This is a genomic window from Corynebacterium lipophiloflavum DSM 44291 (assembly GCF_000159635.1).
Lineage (GTDB): Bacteria > Actinomycetota > Actinomycetes > Mycobacteriales > Mycobacteriaceae > Corynebacterium > Corynebacterium lipophiloflavum.
In genome coordinates this window covers 343,466-366,054 of sequence record NZ_GG667191.1, presented here as the reverse complement: position 1 = coordinate 366,054, position 22,589 = coordinate 343,466, and the positions used below count along the sequence as shown (strand labels likewise).

23 protein-coding genes are annotated in these 22,589 nt (G+C 67.2%); 3 read left to right on the top strand and 20 right to left on the bottom strand.

Annotated elements, in window-relative coordinates; genetic code table 11:
* Positions 1 to 544 precede the first annotated feature (544 nt).
* Positions 545 to 1,456 (top strand): AEC family transporter, encoded by a 912-nt coding sequence (locus HMPREF0298_RS01810; RefSeq protein ID WP_006839380.1) that lies wholly within the window; start codon positions 545 to 547, stop codon positions 1,454 to 1,456.
* Here HMPREF0298_RS01810 and HMPREF0298_RS01805 read toward each other — a convergent pair.
* Positions 1,453 to 1,764: a DUF4229 domain-containing protein gene (locus tag HMPREF0298_RS01805; protein WP_006839379.1), complete on the bottom strand. Its 312-nt coding sequence runs from the start codon at positions 1,762 to 1,764 to the stop codon at positions 1,453 to 1,455. The two genes, HMPREF0298_RS01810 and HMPREF0298_RS01805, sit on opposite strands and share 4 nt — an antisense overlap.
* Positions 1,765 to 1,808: 44 nt before the next feature.
* Between HMPREF0298_RS01805 and HMPREF0298_RS01800 the strand changes: the two genes are divergently transcribed.
* Entirely contained in the window at positions 1,809 to 2,057 is a 249-nt protein-coding gene (locus HMPREF0298_RS01800) for a hypothetical protein (RefSeq protein WP_006839378.1), read from the top strand.
* On the opposite strand, the gene HMPREF0298_RS01795 is transcribed toward HMPREF0298_RS01800, so the two are convergent.
* The 19 genes from HMPREF0298_RS01795 to HMPREF0298_RS01705 form a co-directional block, all read right to left on the bottom strand.
* Entirely contained in the window at positions 2,054 to 2,299 is a 246-nt protein-coding gene (locus tag HMPREF0298_RS01795) for a helix-turn-helix transcriptional regulator (protein WP_006839377.1), read from the bottom strand. The genes HMPREF0298_RS01800 and HMPREF0298_RS01795 overlap by 4 nt on opposite strands.
* Positions 2,280 to 3,296, bottom strand: coding sequence for a UDP-glucose 4-epimerase GalE (gene galE / locus HMPREF0298_RS01790; RefSeq protein WP_006839376.1), 1,017 nt, complete (start codon positions 3,294 to 3,296; stop codon positions 2,280 to 2,282). The genes HMPREF0298_RS01795 and galE overlap by 20 nt, the downstream gene beginning before the upstream one ends.
* Positions 3,297 to 4,295 (bottom strand): c-type cytochrome biogenesis protein CcsB, encoded by a 999-nt coding sequence (ccsB, locus tag HMPREF0298_RS01785; RefSeq protein ID WP_006839375.1) that lies wholly within the window; start codon positions 4,293 to 4,295, stop codon positions 3,297 to 3,299. It abuts the gene before it with no gap.
* Positions 4,296 to 4,323: 28 nt separating this feature from the next.
* On the bottom strand, positions 4,324 to 5,958 hold the full coding sequence (locus HMPREF0298_RS01780) for a cytochrome c biogenesis protein ResB (protein ID WP_006839374.1): 1,635 nt from the start codon (positions 5,956 to 5,958) through the stop codon (positions 4,324 to 4,326).
* Complete coding sequence (locus tag HMPREF0298_RS01775; RefSeq protein ID WP_006839373.1) at positions 5,958 to 6,737, bottom strand: cytochrome c biogenesis CcdA family protein; 780 nt, start codon at positions 6,735 to 6,737, stop codon at positions 5,958 to 5,960. The genes HMPREF0298_RS01780 and HMPREF0298_RS01775 overlap by 1 nt, the downstream gene beginning before the upstream one ends.
* Positions 6,738 to 7,295, bottom strand: a complete 558-nt coding sequence (locus tag HMPREF0298_RS01770) for a TlpA family protein disulfide reductase (RefSeq protein WP_040422359.1) — start codon at positions 7,293 to 7,295, stop codon at positions 6,738 to 6,740.
* 3 nt (positions 7,296 to 7,298) lie between these two features.
* Positions 7,299 to 7,907 carry a histidine phosphatase family protein gene (locus HMPREF0298_RS01765; RefSeq protein WP_006839371.1) on the bottom strand — a complete coding sequence of 203 codons (609 nt, stop codon included), beginning with the start codon at positions 7,905 to 7,907 and terminating at the stop codon, positions 7,299 to 7,301.
* Positions 7,904 to 9,238, bottom strand: coding sequence for a glutamate-1-semialdehyde 2,1-aminomutase (gene hemL, locus HMPREF0298_RS01760; protein ID WP_006839370.1), 1,335 nt, complete (start codon positions 9,236 to 9,238; stop codon positions 7,904 to 7,906). The genes HMPREF0298_RS01765 and hemL overlap by 4 nt, the downstream gene beginning before the upstream one ends.
* A gap of 10 nt (positions 9,239 to 9,248) precedes the next feature.
* Positions 9,249 to 9,962 (bottom strand): DedA family protein, encoded by a 714-nt coding sequence (locus tag HMPREF0298_RS01755; protein ID WP_006839369.1) that lies wholly within the window; start codon positions 9,960 to 9,962, stop codon positions 9,249 to 9,251.
* A complete protein-coding gene (locus tag HMPREF0298_RS01750; protein WP_006839368.1) occupies positions 9,959 to 11,332 on the bottom strand; it encodes a protoporphyrinogen oxidase in 1,374 nt (457 codons plus the stop codon). Before HMPREF0298_RS01750 ends, HMPREF0298_RS01755 begins: the two co-directional genes overlap by 4 nt.
* A gap of 1 nt (position 11,333) precedes the next feature.
* Positions 11,334 to 12,383, bottom strand: a complete 1,050-nt coding sequence (gene hemE, locus HMPREF0298_RS01745) for a uroporphyrinogen decarboxylase (protein WP_006839367.1) — start codon at positions 12,381 to 12,383, stop codon at positions 11,334 to 11,336.
* 11 nt (positions 12,384 to 12,394) lie between these two features.
* A complete protein-coding gene (locus HMPREF0298_RS01740; RefSeq protein WP_006839366.1) occupies positions 12,395 to 14,953 on the bottom strand; it encodes a heavy metal translocating P-type ATPase in 2,559 nt (852 codons plus the stop codon).
* A complete protein-coding gene (locus HMPREF0298_RS01735; RefSeq protein WP_006839365.1) occupies positions 14,950 to 15,411 on the bottom strand; it encodes a hypothetical protein in 462 nt (153 codons plus the stop codon). Before HMPREF0298_RS01735 ends, HMPREF0298_RS01740 begins: the two co-directional genes overlap by 4 nt.
* A gap of 13 nt (positions 15,412 to 15,424) precedes the next feature.
* Positions 15,425 to 16,015: a hypothetical protein gene (locus tag HMPREF0298_RS01730; RefSeq protein WP_006839364.1), complete on the bottom strand. Its 591-nt coding sequence runs from the start codon at positions 16,013 to 16,015 to the stop codon at positions 15,425 to 15,427.
* Positions 16,012 to 17,004, bottom strand: a complete 993-nt coding sequence (gene hemB, locus HMPREF0298_RS01725) for a porphobilinogen synthase (RefSeq protein ID WP_280985040.1) — start codon at positions 17,002 to 17,004, stop codon at positions 16,012 to 16,014. The genes HMPREF0298_RS01730 and hemB overlap by 4 nt, the downstream gene beginning before the upstream one ends.
* A gap of 29 nt (positions 17,005 to 17,033) precedes the next feature.
* Positions 17,034 to 18,740, bottom strand: a complete 1,707-nt coding sequence (locus HMPREF0298_RS01720; RefSeq protein WP_006839362.1) for a bifunctional uroporphyrinogen-III C-methyltransferase/uroporphyrinogen-III synthase — start codon at positions 18,738 to 18,740, stop codon at positions 17,034 to 17,036.
* Between the two features lie 161 nt (positions 18,741 to 18,901).
* The gene (hemC, locus tag HMPREF0298_RS01715) at positions 18,902 to 19,807 is read right to left on the bottom strand and encodes a hydroxymethylbilane synthase (protein ID WP_006839361.1); all 906 of its coding nucleotides are present in this window, start codon (positions 19,805 to 19,807) and stop codon (positions 18,902 to 18,904) included.
* A gap of 17 nt (positions 19,808 to 19,824) precedes the next feature.
* On the bottom strand, positions 19,825 to 21,153 hold the full coding sequence (locus HMPREF0298_RS01710) for a glutamyl-tRNA reductase (RefSeq protein WP_083789482.1): 1,329 nt from the start codon (positions 21,151 to 21,153) through the stop codon (positions 19,825 to 19,827).
* A gap of 52 nt (positions 21,154 to 21,205) precedes the next feature.
* Positions 21,206 to 21,463, bottom strand: a complete 258-nt coding sequence (locus HMPREF0298_RS01705; protein ID WP_006839359.1) for a glutaredoxin family protein — start codon at positions 21,461 to 21,463, stop codon at positions 21,206 to 21,208.
* Positions 21,464 to 21,516: 53 nt separating this feature from the next.
* Between HMPREF0298_RS01705 and HMPREF0298_RS01700 the strand changes: the two genes are divergently transcribed.
* Positions 21,517 to 22,542, top strand: coding sequence for an HAD family hydrolase (locus tag HMPREF0298_RS01700; RefSeq protein ID WP_006839358.1), 1,026 nt, complete (start codon positions 21,517 to 21,519; stop codon positions 22,540 to 22,542).
* Positions 22,543 to 22,589: the final 47 nt, after the last annotated feature.

Here is a 22,589-nt window from a genome sequence, read left to right as displayed (position 1 = left end):
GCGTGAGCCATCCAGCCGTGCTGGTCTCACCGAAAGACTCACACAAGCCGAGCTCGTCGAACTCGCCCAGCGCAACAAGCATTTCCGCGCGCGACGTGATCGCCCACGACTGGTTACTCTTGATCCGCTGAACGATCTCAACTCGCCGCGAAGTGGTGTGCTTACCGCCCTGATACGTAACCGACATTTTCTTACCCCCGTAACAGTGTTCGATTTATGCGGTTAGCGTAACAGCGGTACATGACACGGGGCGGAAGTTTATGGCACTAGTGTTCTATTATTACTCTGCCGTGGCGGAGTCCCACCCCAACTCTGCCGTGGCAGAGTCACCCAGCCCCAACTCTGCCGTGGCAGAGTCACCCAGCCCCGTCTGCAAGCAACCCCAAGAAATCACCTAGCTGACAAGCGTCCGTACCTCGGCACGTTAGAAGTAGGGTCATGGGGAGTTCAACGCCAACCACCTCAGTTCCGGTCCTGGCCGCAATCCAAGAGGCGGCGGATGCAGGGGTCAAAGACCTGACCGTCTAGGGATAAGCTGTTAAGGGTGCTCGACGTTCTCACCGGCTTTTCCATCATCTTCACCGTCATCGGTGTCGGTTTCGTGCTGGCTCAGCGCGGGGTCATTGGCCAGGGTGAGGCGCGGCTGCAGTTCAACCGGGTCGCGTTCTGGGCCACGACGCCTTCGCTGATTTTCTCCTCGGTAGCCACGTCGGACACGTCGGCTTTTCTCTCGCCGGTGAATTTCGTGGTCTTCGGCGCAACATTGGCCACGATGGCGATCTTTTGGGTGATTTCCGCGGCCTTGTTCAAGCAGGATGTGCCGACGACGATGGCGGGGGCGGCGTCGTCAAGCTATTTCAACTCGGTGAACATGGGCCTGCCCATCGCGATTTACGTCATCGGAGACGCTACCTACGTCGTGCCCGCACTTGTGATGCAAATGGCGGTGCTTTCGCCCTTTGTCATCGCGGGTCTTAACGCGGGGGGTGGGCGCCACGTGCGCGATTCCATCGTCGCGGGGCTGACAGCGCCGATGGTACTCGCCGCGGTCGCGGGATTTGTGGTCTCCGCCTCCGGATGGACCATCCCCGAGCCGATCATGGCACCGATCAAGATCCTCGGCGGCGCTTCGATCCCGCTCATCCTGATGAGCTTCGGCGCCTCCCTCAAGGGCACCCGAGTTCTGACCCACGGGCCTGATCGCTTGCCGACGCTCACCGCAACCGCCCTGAAGCTCGCGGCCATGCCGATTGTGGCTTGGGCGATCGGCACGGCCGCAGGCCTTGAAGGCAACCACCTTTATGCGGCGGTTATCCTCGCGGCGCTGCCGACCGCGCAAAATGTGTACAACTACACCGCCAATTACCGTGTCGGCGAGATCGTTGCGCGCGACACCGTCTTTCTCACCACATTTTTATCCATGCCGGCGATGCTCGTCATCGCCGCAGTGCTTTAGCGCTCCGCCAGTTCGTCCCTGATCCACCGCTTGCGGGCGTCGCGCTGGGCGCGCCACGTTGCCAACGCCTCAACGGCTGCGATGCGCTGGCGCGAAAAGAGAAACATCGACAGAGGGAACGCGACAATGAGCGCAAGCAGCGCCGACATAATCAGCGGCACCGGAGCGCCAATGGCGACAGCGAGCAGCTGGATCACGATGGTGAGACCGACGAACAGCAGCAAGCGCAACCCACCGTAGACCGCGGCGGCCTTGTTTGCGCGGGCGCGGGCACTCGGGTCGACCTCGGGGGCATCTACTTCACTCACACTGCGTTACCCTACCCAACGCCTCCACCCAGTATGTTGTAGGTATGGGAAGAATCATGCTCGTGCTGCTAGTCATCCTCGCGGTGTGGATGCTGTGGCGCGCCTTCGGCCCGGGCAGCACCGCCCGCAACAACACCGAGGCCCCACCGGCCATCAAGGGGCCGGACGACGACGAAGAGTTCCTGTGGAACATCGAAAAGGAGCGCTTCAAAGAGCGTCGCGCACGCGAAGAGGCGGAGCGGCGCAAACGCGAGGAAGAACAGCGCCGCAAACGCCTCGAAGGCGACGACTAGGCGGGCTGGAAGGACATCTCCAGCCCGAGCGCGGCAGCGACGGCTGCGACTTTTTCCCAACGCACCCCGGCGCCGCCGTGCTCAATGGTGTGAAGCGTAGAGCGGGACACACCCGCGGCGTCGGCAACCTCCTGCTGGAGGCGCCCCGCATCACGACGCGCGCACGCGATCTGCTCCCCGAGCGAGATCAGGACGGGATCTTCGCTCGCCGGCTTGCCGGCCTTATTCCGCGGACCTGCCATGACAATTCTCCCTTTCTGCCTCGCTGCGCAGCACGCGCGGCAGCTTCTCCGCCCATTCGAGGGAGTGGCGCACTCCATCGGCGAGCGAATACTGCGTTTCCCAACCCAGCACGCGCGCGGCCTTGTCGGTGCGCGCCGCGCTGCCGACAACGTCGCCGTCGCGTCGCGGCGCGGGACGGATGTCCAGCGGGCTGCCGGTCACCTCGCCCACGGCCTCGGCCAGCTCGAACACCGTGGTGCCGGTGCCCGTGCCCAGGTTGATCACCTCGTAGTCAGCCAGCGTGCTTTTCAGCGCGGCCACGTGGGCTCGAGCGAGGTCCCAGACGTGGACGTAATCGCGCAGACCCGAGCCGTCGCGGGTTGGCCAATCCACCCCAGTGACGTGGAACGGTTGCCCTGACTGCTGTGCGGTGATCATCTTGCCCAGCGCGTGCGAGGGCGCGGGGTTCTGCAACCCGGTGCGCATCTGTGGGTCGGCGCCAATGGGGTTGAAGTAGCGCAGGGCTACGGCGCGGATTGCGCCGGCCGCGGCGGCGTCGGCAAGCACGCGCTCAAGCATCCACTTCGACGCCGCGTACGGGCTCGTCGGGTTGACGGTGCTGGTTTCGCTGACCATGAAATCGTCGCCGGGTTCGTACATGGCGGCCGTGGAGCTGAGCAGGAACTTCTCGATACCGCGGGCGGAGAGGGCGTCGATAAGCGAGATGGCCCTGGCGACGTTGTTGTCGTAGTAATACAGAGGCTTTTCGACGCTCTCAGGAACCACGATCTTGGCCGCGCAGTGAATTACCGCCTCGATGTCCGGGTGCTTGTCGACAATGCGGTCGAGCAGCGCGCGGTCGGCGATGTCGCCTTCGTAGTGCGCGAAACGCTGCGCGTAGGTGCGCAACCCGGTCGAGTAATCGTCGAGGATGACGGGGGTGATGCCGCTATCGGCGCAGCACGACGCCACCGTCGACCCAATGTAACCGGCTCCACCGGTGACGAGGACCTTCATTTAGTTCAACCCCGCGTACGAATGCAGGCCGGCGATGACGGTGTTGACGTAGGTCATGTTGAAGATCGTCATCGCCAGGGCAAACACGTTGATCCAGGCGGCGCGGACGTTCTTCCACCCGGCGGTGGCGCGAGCGTGCAGGTAGGCGGCGTAAAGGATCCAGGTGATCATGGACACCGTCTCCTTCGCGTCCCAGCCCCAGAAGCGGCCCCACGCCACCTCGGCCCAGATCGCGCCGAACACGATGCCGATACCGAACAGCGGCAGGGTGATAATTGCCGTCTTGTACGTGATCTGGTCCAGCGTCTTCGCGCTCGGCAGGGGCTTGGCAATCGCGCCGAAGAAGCCACGCTCCTCGCCGCGCGGCTGCCACATACGCAGCAGGTACAGCAGGGCGAAAAGCCCGGAGACGATGCCGATCGACGCCCCGATGGACACCGAGGACACGTGCACCGGCAGCCAGTAGGACTGCAGCGCCGGCACGACGGGCGCGGCCTGCATGTGGAACACCGTGGAGTTGAGGAACATCGCGATGATCATCGGCGAGAGCACCCACGGCCAAAGCGTGTGCCAGTTCCTGCGCTGGATCACGACCGCCGCGGCGACCATCACCACCGCCGACATGAACAAGATGTACTCGTACAGGTTACCCAGCGGGAAACGGCGCGCGGCGAAACCGCGGGTGATAAACGACGCCACATGCAGCACAATGCCGAACCAGACGAGCGCCTGCGTCATGTTCGCCCACTTGCGGGCCCCGGAGACGCGGCGGTCATACTCGGCCTGGTCGAAGTCGGAAGAGTCCTCCACCACCACATCGGGACCGCCAGCGCCGACGGCGACCTTCTGGGCGGTTCTCGAGCGTTCACGGCGCATGTCGACCACACCGAACATGCGCCCGTAATAGACGCACGCCATGATGAGTGCGACCAGGTAAATGACAAAGGCGGTGCGGAACGTCAGGTCCGACAGGTCCGCCATGGTGGAGTCGACGAGCATAGGGCAAACTTACCCCAGCGCTGCGACATTAACCAAGGTCTCCTAGGTCACGTTCATCTTCCTCATCCTCGGCTGTGCCGCGGCCGAGGATCCGATCAGCGAGCTCGTCGAACTCCGCGCCCCAGCCGGCGCGGTCGGTGCGCGCCAGCCCAGCAAGTTCGACGCGGGTGGAGCCCGCCTCGGGCGCAAGCCGCACCCAGACGCGTCGGCGCTTGATCGTGACAGAACCGATCAACGAGCCGAGCATGACGATCGTCGTCGCCAACGCCCACATTTGGGTGGGGTCGCGCGAGATCTGGTAATTGGCGTACTCGGCGGCGCCGTCGAAACGCACAGTGATCCCGCCGTCGATGGTGACCTCTTCGCCCGGGGTGAGGTTGACCCGGTCGACCTTCTGCAGGCGGCCGTCGGCAATGAGCGCCTGGTCCAGCACGAAGATGTTTTGCGGGCGGCCGGTGTCTAATCCCGCGTCACCGACGTAGATGTCCACCGCCATCGCGGGGTCCGTCATCGCCGGGAAAGCTGACTGCAGCTGGTCGCCGTTCGGGCCGATCCACTGCGCGGTCGGGGCGAACACACCCTCGACGGCGAGCTGGTTCTGGCGGCGCTCGCCGAGGTCGGGGTACATTCCGGCCGGCGGGTCGAAGCGCATCACACCCGACGACAGGAAGTTCTGCACGTCGGTCGGGCGGAACTGGATCATCTGGGTGCGCGACTCCCCGTCCGGCCACGTGACGGTGACCTGCGGGGCGAAGCCGTGGCCCTGGAGGTACACGCGATCGCCATTGATGCGCAGGGGGTGGTTGACCCGCAGCGTGAAGTCCTGCCACTCCTGCTTGTCCGCAGTGACGTCGGCGGTGTAGGAAATGTCCGAGGCGAACCCGTTGGCCTGGCCGTTGTTGAGGTAGTCGGCGGTGAAGTTGTGCGACTCGAAGCAAAATGGCGTCAGCCCGGTGCCGTCGAAAAGCGGGCCCGCGCGGAAGACGTCGAAGTTGGCGGGCGAGGTGTTGCAGAACTCGCGCGACTGCTCCACCGGCACCGCGGACTCGGCAGCCGAGTTGGTGACCACGATGACCTGGCCCTCGTAAAACACCATGCGGCCTGCGGTAAAGGCGATGATCATGCCGACGAGCCCGATGTGGAACAGCAGGTTCATCAGCTCGCGCGTGTACCCCTTCTCCGCCGAAATGGACAACACACCGGCTCGGTCCTGCTCCGGCGTGTACGTCGCGGTGTGCCAGCGCGACAGGATTCGGGCGATGTCGCTTTCGACGTCGGCAAGCGGCTTATCGACGCTCCCTTGAGCGTGCAGGGGCATCCGGTGCAGGAACTTGGGGGCCCGCGCGGGGGTAGCCCGGTAGGCGCGCCAGTGCTCCATCGTGCGCGGGATGATGCAGCCCACCAGCGAGATCATCAAAAGCGTCACAATCGCGATGAACCACGTGGAACCAAAGACGTTGAACAACTGCAGCCGGTCGTAGATCGGCCCCATCGTGGGGTTGGCCTCGATGAAGTCGTTGACCAGGGAGGCGCTGACGGTGCGCTGCGGGAGCAACGCGCCCGGAATCGCGGCCAGCGCGAGCATGAACAGCAGCACCAGCGCGGTGCGCATGCTGGTCAGCCAGTGCCACGTCGCGCGCAGCCAGGTAGTAACTGTCCTCATTAGATGATGGTCGCTCCGTATCCGACAACGAGTTGGCGCGACCACGCGATGAAGTGGTTCCACGCGCCGGTGACAAGCATGAGCCCGACGAGAATCATGAGCACCCCGCCGAGGATCTGGATGGTGCGCGAGTGGCGGCGCAGAAAGTCCACGCCCGCAACCGCCCAGGCGGAGCCGAAGGCCATGAGCAGGAACGGCAAGCCCAGGCCTAGGCAGTACGCGATGACGAGGAACACCCCGCGCGCCGCCGTCAACCCCTCGGTGCCCACCGACACCGAGATAATCGCGGCCAGCGTCGGCCCCAGGCACGGCGTCCACCCCAGCGCGAACACCCCGCCGAGCAGCGGCGCGCCCACGATCGTCGTCCACTTCTTCGGCGCCATGCGGGTGTCGCGCTGCAGCAGCGGCACGGCGCCGATGAACACCAGGCCCATCACGATGGTGACCACCCCGCCGGCGCGCATCAGGGTGTCCGCGTTCAGCGCGATCAGGCTGATCGCCCCGAACACCGAGACCGTGGCCAGCAGGAACACCACCGTGAACCCGAGGATGAACAGGCCCGCCGCGCCGGCGACCGCCCACCTCTTCGACACCACCCTCGGTCCCTGCTCCCCGTACTCCATCTCGCCGCCGACAACGCCCGTGAGATACGACAGGTAGCCCGGCACGAGGGGGATCACGCACGGGGACGCGAACGAGACCAGCCCGGCGAGCGCGGCCGCCAGGATCCCGACGACGAGCGGTCCCGTCATCACGATGTCGGAGAACACCTCGCCCATCTACTCTCCCTTGAGCTCGTCGGTCACGGCCAGGATGTCGCCGGCGCTGACCTCGCGGAGGAACACGGCCGCGGGGCGGTGCTGCCTGTCCAAGACCACGGTCGTCGGGATCACGGAGCTGGGGACGCCGCCGAGGTTGACGGCCGTTTTAAAAGGCGGGTCGTAGATCGACGGGTAGGTCACCCCGTTGTCGATGACGAAGTCGCGGGCGATGTCGGGGTTGTAGTCGCGCACGTTGATACCCAGCACGGTGCCGTCGCCTCCCAGGGCCTCGTGGACCTCCTGCAGGTCGTCGACCTCGGCGCGGCACGGCGCGCACCACTGCCCCCATGCGTTGAGCACGACGATCTGGCCGTCGTAGTCCGTGAGGTTGATCTGCTCCCCCGGCTGCATGAGGGATTCCCCGCCGAAGTCCGGCAGGGGTGCGCGGTCTGCCTCGTCGTAGAAGATCTCCACCTGGCCGCCGGGCGAGTGGAACGAGAACGTCGCGCCGTCGTCGGGGGCGGAGCAGCCTGCGATCAGCAGTACCGCGGCACACGGCGCGGCGAGTCGCTTCAGCATCTAGACATCCTTCGCTGGTCGGTTGTACGACCAGTCAACAACATCCGGGCCGTCAAACACAAGCGAGGTCACGCTCGCCAGGTCGCACTCGCGCCTGATGTGCGGCAACGGTTTGCCCTGCACATGGCGCTGCACGGTGACAATCGGCAGCTGGTGGCTGACCACCACCGCCTCGTGGCCCTCCGCTGTCGCCCGCGCGTGCTCCACCCCCCGGAGCATGCGCGCCAGGATATCCTCGTACGGCTCGCCCCAGCTGGGACGCAGCGGGTTGGTCAAGTGCCTCCAGCGCGGCGGGTACCACAGCTGGGAGCGCGGCCCCTTGGTGCGCAGCCCCTCGAACGTGTTGGAGGACTCGATGACATCCTCGATCGTGTCCACCTCGCAGCCCGTGACCTGCGCGATCGGCGCGGCCGTCTCCCGGGCGCGCTCGAGCGGGCTCGACGCCAGGTAGGTGACGTCGCGGCCCTCGAAGAAACGCGCGGTCACCGCCGCCATCGAGCGGCCGCGGGCGCTTAAGTGGAAGCCCGGCATGCGCCCGTACAGAAGCCTCATCGGGTTGTACACCTCGCCGTGGCGCACGAGGTGGACGACGGTGCGCGGACCGCTCATGAGGCGGCCCCGGCGGTGTCCTGCGCCGCGGCCTTCGCGGCCACGGCGAGGGCGCGCTCGATGCGCCCGAAGTCGTCGGCCGTGAGCGCCGTGGACACGAACCACGTCTCAAACGCGCTCGGCGGAGCGTAGACCCCGTTGTCCAGCAGGGCATGGAAAAACGCCGGGTAGCGGAAGGTGTCCGCGGCCTTCATCTCGTCGAAGTTCGATCCCGCCCCTTCGGCGAAGCGGATTGAGAGCATTGTCGATGCCCGCTGCACGTGGTGCGCCACGCCCTCGCGGTCAAGCGCGGTGTGAATCAGCTCCTCGAGCGTGTCCGCGTTGCGCAGCAGCACCGGGTAAATGTCCTCGCTGGCGAGGCGCAGCGACGCCATCCCGGCCGCCATCGCCACCGGGTTTCCGCTGAGCGTGCCGGCCTGGTAGACGGGGCCGAGCGGGGCGAGCTTCTCCATGATGTCCCGGCGCCCGCCGAACGCCGCCGCCGGCAGGCCGCCGGAGATGACCTTGCCGAAGGTGGTCAGGTCCCCCGCCACGCCGTCCACGCCGTACCAGCCTGAGTAGGAGGTGCGGAAGCCCGTCATCACCTCGTCGATGATAAGCAGCGCGCCGTTGTCGTGGGCGATCTCTTTGAGCGCCGCGTTGAAGCCCTCGCGCGGGGCGACCGTGCCCATGTTGCCGGCGGCCGCCTCGGTGATCACAGCGGCGATCTCGCCGGGGTTGCCGGCGAACGCCTGCCGCACCGCCTCTAGGTCGTTGTAGGGCACCACGATGGTGTCGGCGGCTTGCGCGCCGGTCACGCCAGGAGAGTCGGGCAGGGAGAACGTGGCCAAGCCTGAGCCCGCGGAGGCGAGAAGTGCGTCGACGTGGCCGTGGTAGCAGCCGTCGAACTTCACAATCTTCGGCCGGCCCGTGAAGCCGCGCGCGAGACGCACCGCCGACATGGTCGCCTCCGTGCCGGAGTTGACCATGCGGACCTCGTCCACGGAGGTGCGCTCCACAATCATCTCCGCGATCTCCACCTCGGCCTGGGTCGGGGCGCCGAACGAGAGGCCGTCGGCAAGCGCCTCCTTTACGGCCTCGACAATCTCCGGCCGCGCGTTGCCGTGGAGCATGGGGCCCCAGGAGTCGACGAGGTCCACGTAGGCGTTGCCGTCGACGTCGATAAGCTGGCTGCCGCGGGCTTTCGCGATGAAGCGGGCCTGGCCCCCCACCGAGCCGAAGGCGCGCACGGGCGAGTTCACACCGCCCGGGGTGACGTGCTGTGCGCGCTGGATCAGCTCGGCCGAGCGCGCGGTGTTGGCGGACGTGGGTGTCGGAATGTGCGCAGTCATGCGCTCCAGTCTAGGGCACCTGCTTTTTACTCTGGTTCCTGAAGGCGGTGAACATGATGACCGCGACGAGCGCGATCGCGATCCAGTTGGCCACCCGGGCGTACTGCTCGAGCAAGAACACGACCGGCTCGCCGATCTCCCAGCCGAGCGCGAAGTAGATGAACGACCACACCGTCTTGGCCACGAAGTTGAGCACCATGAACTTCCACAGCGGCATCCCCGTCATGCCCGCCAGCACGAACACCACGAACGCGAGCGGCAGCGGAATGGGCAGGTACGCCAGGAAGATCCCCAGCCAGCCGAGCTTAACCGCCCAGCGCTCCACGCGCGCGATGTTGCGGGCCGCGCGCTTCGACTGGCCCGCCTGCACCTCCAGGATGCCGCGGCCCCAGAGCTTGCCGGCCCACCAGTAGATCCAGTCGAACTTTATGGCCACCACGGAGCCGATGAGCAGGTAGAGCAGCCAGTTGTCGGCCTGGCCGACAGACGCCAGGGCGCCTGTCGACGCCGCGCCGATGCGCGACCCCGTCAGCGCCAGCATCACCGGCGGGTCGAGGCCGAGCAGCCAGGCGCGCAGCGGGATCATGGCCAGCCCGAAGACCCCGACGAAGGCGAACCAGCCGAGGCACCAGTAGTCCGCGCGTGTGGGCTTGGAGTTCCACGGCAGGCCGTCCTCCTCCCACCACTCCTTCTCGGGCTGCTGCGCCTCCTGCTGCTCCGTCACGAGACCGCCTTCGTGGCGGCGGCGCGGGCGTGGGCGATCACGCTGGGCACTCCGACACCGCCCGCCCACGCGCCGGTGGCCACGATGCCCGGAGTCGCCTCGAGCTGCTCATCAACGGCGGCCACGGTGGCGAGGTGGGCGGGGTCGAACCGGGGCAGCCCGCCGAGCCAGCGCTGCACGTAGATCTCCTCCAGGCCGGCGGCGCGGCCGTCGAAGCCGGTGATGGTGGCGAGGTCGTCGAGGGCGGCGTCGACAAGCTCGTCCTCGGTGGCGCGCAACGCGATGTCGTCGCCGAAGCGCCCGAAGCTCGCGCGCACGAGCGCCCCGCCGCGCTCGGCCAGGTGCGGCCACTTCCGCGAGGAGAAGGTGAACGCCTTGGCGGTGAGCCCCTCCTCGTCCGCGGCGACGAGCACGCCGGAGTTCTCGGGCAGTCCGTCACTTGAGGCAAAGCGCATCCCCACCACCACGGAGTTGGCGAGCTTGACGGTGGACAGACGGGCGGACGCCTCGGGCGCCACGCCCTTGAGCAGCAGGGCGGCGGTCGGAGCCGGCGTGGCGACGATCACGCGGTCGTACACCACGTCCTCCCCGCCTGCGAGCCGGAAACCCCCGCCGTCGCGGACGATGCCGGAAATGAACGCGTCGACGTAGATGTCGGCGCCGCTTTTCTCCGCGAGCGCCTCGTAGAGCTCCTGGTAGCCCTCGCGGAATGTGGTGAACACCGGTCCCTGGCCGCTGGGCAGCTCGGCGCGAGAGTCCTCCAGGTTCTTCACCGCCACCGACAGGTGCACGGGCGCCCCGCCGGCGGCAAGCCGATCGAGCTCAGCGGCGAGCTGCGGCACGGTCGCGCGCACACCGAGGTCGTCGGCGCTGCAGGAGTACACGCCGCCGAGCAGGGCGGAGACGACCCGGTCCGCCACCTCGTCGCCGTAGCGCTCCCGCACGAGCTCGCCCACGCTGCGGTCGCCGTCGACGTCCCAATCAAAACCCGGCGCGTCCGCCTCGGCGTCGATACGCGCCGCGGTCTCTGCGGAAACCAGGTGCGCGACCGCTCGCCCCGACGACGGGACGCCCATCACGCCGCCGCGCGGCAGCGGCTTCGCGCTTCCGCCGGTGTAGACGAGCGAACCGAGGCCCGAGGGCTCAACCAGCGAGCCGGTCAGCCCGAGCTCCGCGACGAAGTCGACTATGTCGGCGCGGCGCGCCAAGAACGCCTCCGCCCCCATATCGGTCGGCCCGGCCTCGAAGGCGACGGTGTGGAGCTTGCCGCCGATGCGGTCCGTGGCCTCGTAGACGTCGACGTCGTGCTCGCGCAGTTCGTACGCCGCGGTCAATCCAGCCAGTCCCGCCCCAATAATCGCGATACGCACGCTATCTCTCCTCGTGGATCATCGCCACAGCCTCAGTAACTGCGTCCGCATCGGTGGTCGGCAGCACACCGTGGCCGAGGTTGAAGATGTGGCCGGTAGCGTCACCCGCCGCGATTGCGCGGGCCGCCTCTTCCTTGATGCGGCGCACCTCGCCGCGCACCACCCCGGGCCCGGCGAAAAGGATCGCGGGATCCAGGTTGCCCTGCAGCACCCGTGGTGTGGCGAAACGCCGCGCGGCCACGTCCAGCGGCACGCGCCAATCGACACCCATGACCTCGCTGCCCGCCTCGCTCATCGCGCCGAGCAGCTCGCCGGTGGCCACGCCGAAGTGAATGCGCGGGATCTCGCCCTCGACGGAGCGCAGAATCTCCACGGAGTAGGGCAGGACGTGCTCGCGGTAGTCGCGCTCGGTGAGGAATCCTGCCCAGGAATCGAACAGTTGCATCGCGTCGATGCCCGCGGTGACCTGCGTACGCAAGAACGCCACGATCGTGGGCACCAGCTTCTCCATCAGCGCGTGCCACGTCTCAGGCTCGCCGTGCATCATCGCCTTGGTCTTCTCGTGGTTCTTCGACGGCCCGCCCTCAACGAGGTAGCTGGCCAGTGTAAACGGCGCGCCGACGAACCCGATCAGCGCCTGGGCGTCGGTGAGCTCGTCGAGGATGATGCGGATGCCGCGCGCGACCTCCTCGACGTCGCCTTCGAGCATGGGCAGCTTATCGACGTCCCCCCGAGAACGCACCGCCTGCGCCATCACGGGGCCGCGACCGGGAACGATCTCGACGTTCACGCCGGCGGCTTTGAGCGGCACGACGATGTCGGAGAACAAGATCGCGGCGTCGACGTCATGGCGGCGCACCGGCTGCAGGGTGATCTCCGCCAACAACTCCGGCATGAAGCAGGCGTCCAGCATCCCGATCCCGTCGCGCACCTGCCGGTACTCGGGCAGCGAGCGGCCCGCCTGGCGCATGAACCACACCGGGGTACGCGTCGGGGTGCGCCCATAGGCTGCGTCGATGATCGGGGCGTGTGTCAGCTCACGTCTAGTCATATGGGTGGAGTCTACAGCGGGAAGCGGCGCGCCCGAGCCGAGCGTGCCTCAATGATGAGCGTGCAGCCCAGCATCACCAGTGTCGCGCCCATCGGGGGGAGCACACCGGCGACCGCGAGCGCGATGGCGGCGATGTTGTAGACCCAGGCGAACAGCATGTTCGAGTCAATGATGCGGCACACGCGGCGCGCCAGGGAAATGAGTTGAGGCACCGCCATGACGTCGTCACGCAAGAGCACGACCTCGGCGTTTTCGGCGACCTTGCTCAGGCGGCTGTCGATGGCCTTGTCGCTGGCGTAGAGGATGCCCACGTCGGCAACGCGTAGCACGCCCATGACCGTGTGGTCGCCCACCATCGCCACCGTCGCGCCCTGGGTGTGCAGAGCGCGCACCGCGCCCGGCTTGTCGGCGGCGCGCACGCCCGCGAGCACGTTGGACACCCCGAGGAAGTCGGCGAAGCGGCGCGCCACCGGGTAGGTGTCGCGGGTGAGCATCACCGTTTCCACGCCCATGTCCTCGAGCCGTTCGACGGCGTCGATGGCGTCGGGCTTCGCCGGGTCGTAGAAGGTGATCACGCCGCGGTCCTTGCCCTTGTAGCGCACCACGATGGGGGTGCCGCCGCTGGTCGCGGCGACGGCCAAGCGGCCGCGCAGGCGCGATAGATCCGTCGGGCGCCACAGCGACGCCTCGATGACTTCTGTGCGCTCCTCGCCGCCTTCTTCCTCGAACGTGAGCGTGAGCCGTCCAGCGAATTCGCCGTCGGCGCTATCGACCTCGTTGCTCAGCTCAATCCACGTCGGCAAAGACGCGTCCTTCGAGCGGGTGTCGCGAGATTCGCGGGCGGACTTGACCAACGCCTTTGCCATCGGGTTGTCCGACTCGACCGCCAGCACCGAGGCGACGCGCAGGACGATGTCGGGGTCCTCGCCGCGCTCCGCGGTGACGGACTCCACCTGCATTTCCCGTGTCGCCAGGGTTCCCACCCGGTTAAACACCGTGGTGTCCGTCGTCTCCAGCACCCTGAAGGTGTGGCCGTCGCGCATGAGGATGCCGTTGCGGGCAGCGGATTCGATGCCGAGGCGCAGCGCGAGGGCCGGCGAGATCGCCAGCGCCACCGGGGCGACCACGGCGAGGATGGCCAGCGCGGTCGAGAAGGCCTTGCTGAAGTCGCCGGAGATCAGCAACCAAATCAGAAAGTCCGCCCCGGCGATGAAATAGGCCGCGGGGATGAGCAGGCTGGCCGAGCGCGTGGAAAGCAACGTGGCCACGTTCTCGCGCTTCGAGGCGTCCTCGACCCACTTGTGCACGACGGCCCACCGCGTGGCGTGGCCGGTGCGTGCCACGCGGACCTTCACCGTGCCGGACTTGATCAGCTCACCCGAGTAGATGCGGGAGCCGACCTTGGCTTCGAGCGGTTCACGGGTGTTGATCAGCGGCGAGCGCAACAAGCACGAGCCGCCGACGACGTCGCCGTCGATGGGGATGACATCGCCGGGGCCCAGGACCACGTCGTCGCCCTTGTTGAGCTCGGAGGCCGGCAGCATCTCCTTGACCGCCTTGCCGGAGGTGCGACCGCGGCGGATGACCGTGAACTCGCGGTTCGGGTCGGGCCGGCGCCTCTCCATGTCCTCGAGCAGGTAGGAACGCACTCGAATCGAATTGTAGCGGCCCACCAGCAAAAGGGCCGTCACCCCGCAGGCGACATCGAGGAAGAGTTCGATGCCGTCTCCGCGGCGGGTGGGTAACCATTCACCGCTCGATTGCCAGCCAATCTCGCCCGCGCTCGTGAACAACAGCGCGCACAGCGCCCACAGGAACGAGGCGATCACGGCGATCGAGCTCGCCCCGTCGAGCGCGGACATGCCGCGGCGCACACCTCCCGCCATCGCGCGGTGGAAAGGCCACGCGCACCACAACGCAACTGGTGTGGCGAGCGCCAGGCAGACCCACTGCCACCCGGCGAACTGCGCCTGGGGGACGTAGCTCATCACCAGCACGGGGATGGTGAGCACGACGGCCACCCACATGCGCAGCGGGGTGACCAAGTCGCGGGCGGTAAACAGCAGGTCAGTCTGGGACCGTGGCGCGCGCTCAAAGCCACCGCGCATGAACCCCGCCGCCCGCTTCTCGCTGAGGGAAAGTTCCTCGAAGCGGCGCAGGCGGCGCATCTTGCCCGTCATACCGCGGGTGCCGCGGCGCGGCAGGGGGTGATCCGCCGCCCGGCGGCCGACGGCGCGGCGGCGCAGCGTCGAATCCGTCATCCGCGCCTGCACGCCGAACTCCGCGATGACCGCCGTGACGCGGGCCGGGTCCATGCCCTCCGGGGCAGTCACCCAGGCCATCGCCGTGGGGTAGACCAGCCGCGCCGAAACGCCGTCGATACGCTCGAGCGCCTCTTCGATGTCGCGCAGCTGCGGGGCATCCTCCAGGCCGGTGAGCTCGAAGGCGTAGGAGGTACGCGGCGTGTTCCACGCCTCGTCCCCTACCTCGTGCGGGGTGTCCGGATCGAAACCCGCCACGATCGCGGCCTGGCGCGCCTCCGCGATCGAGCGTTCAAGCTCCTCCCTCACGGCCGCTCCAGGAACTGGTTGGCGGCGGGGCGGAACATGAAAAACACCGCGAAGGTCAGCGCCACCACGATGGCGAACGACGCCCACGAGGTGACCCGGATGACAAACGCGGCGAGGTTGACAAAGATCGCCGCCGCAATGAACCCGCAGGCCCACCCGCGCGCGCCTTTGAGCCCCTTGGGAAACAGCGCCGCCGCGACGACCATGCCCAAAGCGAGGACGATATTGCCAAGCGCCGTGAAGCGCGTGTTGCGCACAAACGCCTCGCGGAACTGCTCATCGCCACCTTCCGGGAATCCCGCCGTAAGAAGAACCATTCCCGTGACCAGCATCAGCACCGCAGACGCAATGATGAGCCAGTAGGAGGTGCGCAGCGCTGGCGGCCAGTTTTCGCCCGTGTACGATTTCGCGGGAGGCCGGTTGGGGTCGTTGGTACCTCCCACCATCGTGGGGAACATGCCTGCCACTGCCCTACCCGTCCTTCTTGGTGTCGTTGGACAACGCTTCGTGGATTTCCTTCCGAGAAGCGTAGATGAGCGCGCACGCAGCCGCCACACCAACGATGATTTGGGCGATGCCGAGCGCCGCCGTGAAGCCGAGCGGCAGCTGCGTCGCCCCGGCCACCGCCGCCGGGGCGATGACGACCAGCAGTGTGCGAATGACGAAGAAGATCGAGAACACCGTCAAAAGTCGGCGCGCCGCATCCGCCCATTTGTGTCCGCGCGCCACCGCGCGCAGGGCGAACGCCAGCAAAGAGATGATGAGCAGCTGAAACAACGTCATGACGGCGATGGAGGTGTAGGTGCTCACCGTCAGCATCGCGTCCGAGACCTCCTGATCGCGGTTGCGGGCGGCCTCCGCGGCCGCCTGGCGCAGAATCGAGGGATCGAGGATCAGGCCTATGGAGTTGGTCAATTGGTGCGCGAGCTCACCGAGCAGCATCACCGACCAGCTACCCACCAGGTAGCGCATCGTGTCCGCTCCGCGCGGCTTCTTCCCCGTGCCACTGACATGGCTCGGGCTGTCCGGGTTCTGCGGCTTCAGCGGCGGGATCGAGGTCATCGCAACATTCTCGCGGCGTCGACGGCGAAATAGGTCAGGATTTGGTCGGCGCCGGCGCGCTTGATCGACGTCAAGGACTCCAGCATCGTCGCCTCGAGATCGACCCAACCATTGCGGCCGGCGGCCTGGATCATCGCGTACTCGCCGGAGACCTGGTAGGCCGCCACCGGCACGGGGGAGAACTCGGCGATCCGGGACACAACGTCGAGGTAGGCCATCGCCGGTTTGACCATGACGAAGTCGGCGCCCTCATCGATGTCGAGCTGCGCCTCCAGCAGGGACTCGCGCACGTTTGCGGGATCCTGCTGGTAGGTGCGGCGATCGCCGCGTAACGACGACCCCACGGCCTCACGAAACGGCCCGAAGAAGGCCGAGGCGTACTTCGCGGAGTACGCCATGATCGCGACATCGGTGAAACCCTCGGCGTCGAGGGCGCTGCGGATTGCGGCAACCTGGCCGTCCATCATCCCCGAGGGGCTGACCACGTGCGTCCCGGCGCGCGCCTGGGCCACGGCCATGCGCGCGTAGCAATCGAGCGTGGCGTCGTTGAGCACGACCTGCTTGTCTGCGTCGAGGACCCCGCAGTGGCCGTGGTCGGTGAACTCGTCGAGACAGGTGTCGGCCATGATGACGAGGTCGTCGCCGAACTCCTCGCGCAGCGCGCGGATCCCACGGTTGAGCACACCGTCTTCGGCCCAGCCGACCGAGCCGACGGCGTCTTTATCGGAATCGAGCGGCACGCCGAACAGGTCGATGCAGCGCACCCCCGCGTCGAGCGCCTCGTGGGCCGCGGCCTTAAGGGAATCCAGCGTGTGCTGGAACTGGCCCGGCATCGACGAAATCTCGCGCTTGGAGTCCAGACCGTCGGCGTAGAACATCGGGTAAATCAGATCGCTCGCGCGCACCCGCGTCTCGGCGACAAGCTCCCGCATAGCGGCGGTAGTACGCAGGCGGCGCGGGCGGCGGATGATCTCGTTAGCAAAAGACACGGCACCCAGTCTAAGCCCTTGGGCGGACACTACTCGCCGTCCGCCTTGCGACGCACGCGGCGCTTCTTGCGGGGAGGCGGCAACTGGCCGGTGGCGCGCAGGCCAGCGACGTGTTCGGCGAGGGCGTCGACAAGCGAAGGCACGTCGGCGACCTCGGGCACGACGTCGACACGCAGGCCCTGCTCGCGCGCCTCGGCGGCCGCCATTGGGCCGATCGCGGCGATGATCGTGCGTTGGTGCGGCTTGCCGGCGATGCCGACGAGGTTTTTCACCGTCGAGGCCGAGGTGAAGCACACCGCGTCGAAGCCTCCCGACTTGATCATGTCACGCACCTCGAGCGGCGGCGGCGCCGCGCGCACGGTCCGGTAGGCGACCACATCGTCGACTTCCCAGCCGAGGTCGACCAGGCCGTCGACGAGCACGTCCGTGCCGAGGTCAGCGCGCGGCAAGAGCACCCGCGAAACGGGGTCGATGTCCTCGACGTACTCGGGGAAAATCTCCACCAGGCCGTGGGCGTTCTGCTTCGTGCGGTGCGGGATGAGCTCCGGCAGCATGCCACGGGCGCGCAGCGCATCGCCGGTCTTCTGCCCCACGGCGGCGAGGTGAACGCCGGCGAACGATCGGGCATCGAGGCCGAGCTCCTCGAACTTGTCCCACACCGCGTCCACCGCGTTGGTCGAGGTGAACACGATCCACTGGTACCGGCCCTCGACGATGCCCTTGATCGCGCGGTCCATCTGCGCCGGGTTGCGCGGCGGCTCCATGGAAATCGTCGGCACCGACTGCGGGATCGCACCGTAAGAGGACAGCCGGGCGTTCATCGGGCCGGCCTGCTCCTTGGCGCGCGGGACCAGCACCCGCCAGCCGTACAGGGGGCGGTTTTCCCACCACGAGTACTTGGAGCGGTCATCGACCGCCGTGCCGATGGTGACAACGAGGTTGCCCTCGAGGTCGGCGTCGATCTTGCCGATCGTCTCCAGCGTGGCGTCGAAGGTGCGCTGCAGCCGCGTCGTGCCGTTGGTGGTCACCGTCAGCGACGTCGAGGGGGAAAAACCGCGCTCCAGCAGCTCGGCGGACATAACCGGCAGCTGCTCCGCCACCGCTTGCAGCACCAGAGGCTGCGGGGCGTTGGCCAGGCTATCCCAGTCGACGGGATCGTTGGACAGGTCCGCCTCGGTGTAGGTCGAGCCGAGCGCGATACCGGCGAAGGAAGGCACGGTCGACGGCAACGACATCCCGGGCACGACCTGGAACTCCAACCCGGCCGCCGCCACCGCCGAGATCTCTTCCTTCACAGCGTCGCGGGTCAGCGGGTTGCCGCTCACCAGGCGGATGACGTCACCGTCGCCTGCCTCGCCGCGCTCAATCGCGGCGACCGCGCGCTCCAGCCCGTCCTTCAAGATATCGACGATTTCCGCGCCTGGAGAGCCCACCTCGCGAATCTCCGCGGCGGTGGGGTCGTCCGGGCGCGGCGGTTTACGGCGCGCCCCGGCTTCGCGGGCCTCGGCGCACATCTGCTCATAACGCTCGTTCGCTTCCTTGAGCTTGGCCTGCGGCACGGGCAGCTTGGAGGCGATGACATCGCGCACCCCCTGAAGGACATCGGGGTCAACGACGGCGATAGAGTTAGACTCCATCACCTCGCGGGCGCGGATCGTCAGCAGATCTGGGTTGCCCGGGCCTGCGCCAACGAAGATGATCTTCCCCGGCTGGGGCGTGGTGGAGGGCAGAGTCATAAAAAGGTTCTTTTCTTTAAAAAAGGCGTAAGCGCAACCCCGGCAGCCGGGGCCGACTAAACGGACCCCGCATGCTCCGGGATTTTTCGACGTATGGTAGTTACACCTTAAAGTGAATCCGCCGGGAATCAAAAACCCGGCCCTTTGCCCTCCCCGTTGCGCTAAGCCATGAGCTCGGCCGCGCCGGCGTCGAGAAGCCGTGAGGCGAGCTCGCGCCCGAGCCCGCGCGCCGCCTCACGGTCGAGGGTGTCCGCGACCGTGACCGAGCCGCTTTCCACCAGCTGGTGCGACCCATCGAGGGCGAACACCCCGGCGCGCAGCGAAAGCTCGCCTCCGTCGTAGAAGGCATGGGCGGCGACGGGCGCGGTGCACCCAGCCTCGAGGGTAGCCAGGACGTGGCGCTCCGCGGACACCTGCAGCGCGGTGGCGGCGTCCATCAGCGGGTCGAGCACCGCGCGGGTTTCGGCGTCGTCGCTGCGGCACTCCACCGCCAAGGCACCCTGGGCCGGGGCGGGCAAGAACTCGCTGGCGTCGAAAAGTTGCGTGGCGCGATCGCCGTACCCGGCGCGCAACAAACCGGCGTACGCCAGCACGATAGCGTCGAGCTCGCCGCTGGTAACCCTCCCCATCCGGGATTCGATGTTGCCGCGCAGCGGGCGAATATCAAGGTCGGGGCGCAATGCCTTGAGCTGCGAGATGCGCCGCGGTGCGGAGGTGCCCACGCGCGCGCCCTGCGGGAGATCGGCAAGCTGCATGCCGTCGCGGGCGATCAGCGCTTCGCGGTTGTCCTCGCGGGCAGGCACCACAATGTGGGCGCGGGGCTCGTCGGCCGTGGGGAGGTCCTTGAACGAGTGCACGGCGATCTCCACCTCGCCGCGAAACAGCGCGTCGCGCAAGGCGGAGGTGAACACGCCGACTCCGATGCGCTCCACCGGGGCCTGCGACAGGTCACCGGGCGTGGTCACAATGGTCAGCTCGGCGTCGTGGCCGGCGGCGATGATGTCGTCGCGGACGTGTCCTGCCTGCGTCGTGGCCAAGTGCGAGCCGCGGGTTCCGATGTGCAGCATAATGTGTCCTCTTCTCCCTATTTTCGACGTTCTTCCGTGATCTCGCTGAGCTTGGGCAGCCGCTGCGCGTCAATCGCTACCGAGCTGCGGCCCAACCCGAAAAGCTCCTCGATGGCCGTTTCCACGCTCACCGTCTCCGAGGCCGCCGCCAGCTCCTTGATCTTCACCGTGGGCGTGTGCAAGATCTTGTCGACGACCCTACGAACCGTGCGGGAGACCTGCTCAAAGTCCTCCTCGCTTAAATCCGGCACCCGAGCGCGCAGCCGGGCAAGTTCCCCGTCCGTCACCTCGTTGGCCGCCTTGCGCAGCTCGGCCACGGCGGGTCCGACTTCGCGCACGCGCTGGCGGGAGTTGAAGTTGCTGACCTCCTCCGCGACGATCGCCTCAGCGGCAGCGCGCGAGCGGGAGTCCTTGTCGTCGGCCTGGCGCATGCGCTGGTGCAGGTACTCGATGTTGACCAGGCGCACGCCGTCGTGTTCGGTGACGGCGTCATCGATGTCGCGCGGCAGCGAAAGGTCGGCGAGCATGACGGGCCCGGAAATGTCTTCGGCCGTGATGGTGAACTCGTCGCTGGCGGTGGCGGAGACCGCGATGTCGACCCGGGCCATCGCCCCGGCGCGGGAGTTGAAGTCCACGACCTCGGCCGGCACGCCCGCCTCGCGGGAGTGCTCGGCGAGGCGCTCGGCGCGCGAGCGGGTGCGGTTGGCGATGATGAGGTTGTTGATCCCGCGCTTGCCCAGGTGCGTCGCAGCCAGCGACGCCATGGCCCCGGCGCCGAGCACGAGCGCGGTCTTGCCGGTGAAATCCTCCACACCCATGATTGCCATCGCCTCATCCAACGCGAGAGTGACCATCGACGCGCCGGCGTCGTCGATGTCCGTTTCCGAGTGCACGCGCTTGCCGGTGTAGAGGGCGGATTGGGCCAGCGAGTGCAGGCCGGGCCCGACCGTGCCGCGCTGAGCGGCGTCCTGGTAGCTGGAGCGGACCTGGCCGATGATCTGCTGCTCCCCCACCACCATCGAGTCCAGGCCTGAAGTCACCGTCATCATGTGCTCGGCCGCGGCGTCAGCGTAGCGGACGTAAAGGTAGGAGCGCAGCTCCGCCTGTTCCACCCCGGACTTCTCGGCGAGCACGCTGAGCACGTCCTCGACACCGGAGTGGAAGGAGTTTGTCACCGCATACACTTCGAGGCGGTTGCACGTGGACACAATCATCGCCTCGGAAAGAGAGGGTTGGTCGACCAAAGCCGTTGCCGTCTCCGTCTGCACGGTGTCGTCCATGCTGAGGCGCTCGAGTAACGCGACGGGTGCCGAACGATGCGACATCCCTACGACGAGAACACTCACACAAACTCCTCCGGACAATTCTTTCTCGAGATCAAACTAAAGGATAACCCAGCTAGCTCGCGAGCTCGGCGGCGAGGTCTGCGTCGTCGACTTCCCAGCAGGCGAATTCCTCGCCGTCGATCACGACGACGGGCACGCGGTCGCCGTATTCAGCCGCGAGCTCGGCGTCAGCGTCAACGTCGACTAGCGTCAGCGCGGCTCCCGCCGCCTCGACGATCGGTGCGATTTGCCGCGCCACGCGGTCGCAGGAACCGCATGTGGCGCGGACCATCAGCTCGACGTTTTTCACAGGGCTCCTCACGGGCATCATCACGGTACGGTTGTTTACGCTACTCCGTCCCCGATGAAAGGCTGTACACCACTATGAGCGCGGACTCCGCACACCGCCCAGGCAGGGAATTCCTCGCGCAGTGGTCGGCGTCCCACGGCAACGTCCGCCGCTTCTTGGAAGACCTCGCCGTACCTCCGCTAGACGACGCCTCACAGCGCGCCGCCGGTGAAGCGGCAGCGGCGGCCGCCATCAAGGAGACGTTCGACCTCAGCATCGACGAGTTCACCCTCGGGGTCGATACCGTCGGCGGCGCATTTGCCACCGCCGGCGCGGCGAGGGTAACCCAGCCTGACCCCGACGTACCGCAGGATGCCGAAGCCGCGGCGTTTTTCGACATCGACAACACCCTGATCCAGGGGTCCTCCCTCGTCCTGCTCGGCCGGGGGCTGGCGAAGAAACGCCTGATCACGTTGCGCGAGCTTTTGCCCGGCCTGACCAAGCAACTGCGCTACCGCATCTTCGGCTCCGAGAAACCCTCCGACATTGCCAGCGGCCGCGCCCACGCACTGGGCTTGGCCCGCGGCAAGAAGGTCAGCGATTTGCTCGAGCTTGCCGACGACATCGTCGACCGCCAGATTCTCGGCCGGGCTTTCGACCCGACGCTTCAGTTGGCCCAGATGCACCTCGCCGCCGGCCAACAGGTGTGGCTCGTCTCGGCGACCCCGGTGCAAATCGGCCAGGCACTGGCCTCCCGCCTCGGGTTCACGGGCGCGCTCGGCACCGTCGCCGAAGCACAGGACGGGGTGTTTACCGGCAGGCTGGTCGGCGACATCCTGCACGGACCCGGAAAGCGTCACGCGGTCGCCGCTCTCGCCGCGTTGCAGCAGCTGGACTTGGCGCAGTGCACCGCGTACTCCGACAGCATCAACGACATCCCCATGCTGTCGATGGTGGGCACGCCCGTGGCGATCAACCCGGATCGCGCCCTACGCAAACACGCGCAAGAGAGGGGCTGGGAGATCCGCGACTACCGCTCCGTGCGCAAGGCGGCACTTCCCGCCACGGCGGCGGCGGTCGCTCTGGCTGCGGCGGGATGGGCCCTGCGGCGCGCGAAATAAGAAGGCCCACGGCCCGTTGATCAGGGCTGTGAGCCTTGTGTCGCGGG